This is a genomic window from Erythrobacter westpacificensis, assembly GCF_039542285.1.
Lineage (GTDB): Bacteria > Pseudomonadota > Alphaproteobacteria > Sphingomonadales > Sphingomonadaceae > Alteraurantiacibacter > Alteraurantiacibacter westpacificensis.
On record NZ_BAABHV010000026.1, the window covers coordinates 1 to 1,277 of the forward strand.

Here is a 1,277-nt window from a genome sequence, read left to right on the forward strand (position 1 = left end):
AGCCTTGCCCATCGTCGCCTCCTGTCCTCAAAATTAGGAAAGAAAGCGTCCACAAATCTAGGGGCTATTCAGTACTCGAAAGCTTCGTCTCGAAAACGAGGGACAAGAAGGCAGCGCTCGCCTTCATGAAGAAAGCGCTGAAGCGCTACGGCTCACCCGAGGCGATCACCACAGATGGGCTGCGGTCATACAAGGCCGCGATGGACAAGCTGGGTAATCGAGAGAAGCAGAAGATCGGCCGCTGGGCCAATAACAGGGTTGAGAACTCGCATCTCCCCTTCCGACGGCGAGAGCGGGCGATGCTCAGGTTCCGGCAGATGAAGAGCTTACAAAAGTTCGCCTCTGTTCATGCCAACCTCCACAACCACTTCAACTCCGAACGTCACCTCGTAGATCGACAGACTTACAAAGCTGCCCGCTCAGCCGCCTTGGCCGAGTGGCAAAACCTCATGGCCTGAGATGAGGCGGGGTAGGGGCTAGCTCTGCCAAGTGGAGACGAGTTGCCGTTAGACTGACAGCACCGCCATTTAGCCGAATGTATCTGGAGAGAACTCTGGCTAAAGTCTCGGAAAACACGGCTACAATCTCGCGGCGGAGAGAGAGCGCCGGAGCGTGTTCGCGCTAAATCCTCATGGTGTGCTTCTTGCGGAGAGAGCGGAAGGCGAACACGTTGGTTGTCTGGCGTGCGAAACGCGCGTTTGCTCGAGCCACAAGTTGTCGAGGTTGTCTGCCGCGTTTTTCTGTTCAATAACGTGAGTTTAGCGCGTTTTTGGCTGGGTTAAAGACCCAGTCGAAGTTGTCGCAGCACACCTGAATTTTTCGGTTGTCTCGCGACAACTTTGGCAGCCCTCCCGGAACTCCGGCGACTTCGTCAACACGAAAAGCCGGGGCGAGGGATTGCCGGATCGCTGATGGATCGTCGGCTTCACTTCCTGTGGATAACCAGGCCGGTTCTGGGCCTGTCATTCCGGTCACCATGGCGAACCTCAGGGCCGGATTTCCGAGGTAACCCGAGGGCTACGCGGATGTTCGTCGTGCCGATCAGGGGATAAGACTCTACCGCAGAGGTAAAGTTCTGAATTCCAGCCCTAATCTTGACGATTCATCGGCCCTATCGTACCCGATGAACCACGTTTGTTCCAGTCCAATCTGCATGTTTTCAAAGGGGGTTCCGCGGCGCCGGAGGACTGGTCGGCGTCGCACTGATTCTGGCCAAAAAGGGGGGCAAGAGATGTACGATAATCAAGACGAGGGTTGGGAGATGCTCGACCCGGTGC

Annotated in this window: 1 protein-coding gene; it reads left to right on the top strand. The window is 56.2% G+C overall.

Features of this window, described 5'->3' with window-relative positions:
* Positions 1 to 458: DDE-type integrase/transposase/recombinase (locus ABFX23_RS16650; RefSeq protein WP_346034082.1), on the top strand; the 458-nt coding region annotated here is incomplete at its 5' end.
* Between the last annotated feature and the right edge of the window lie 819 nt (positions 459 to 1,277).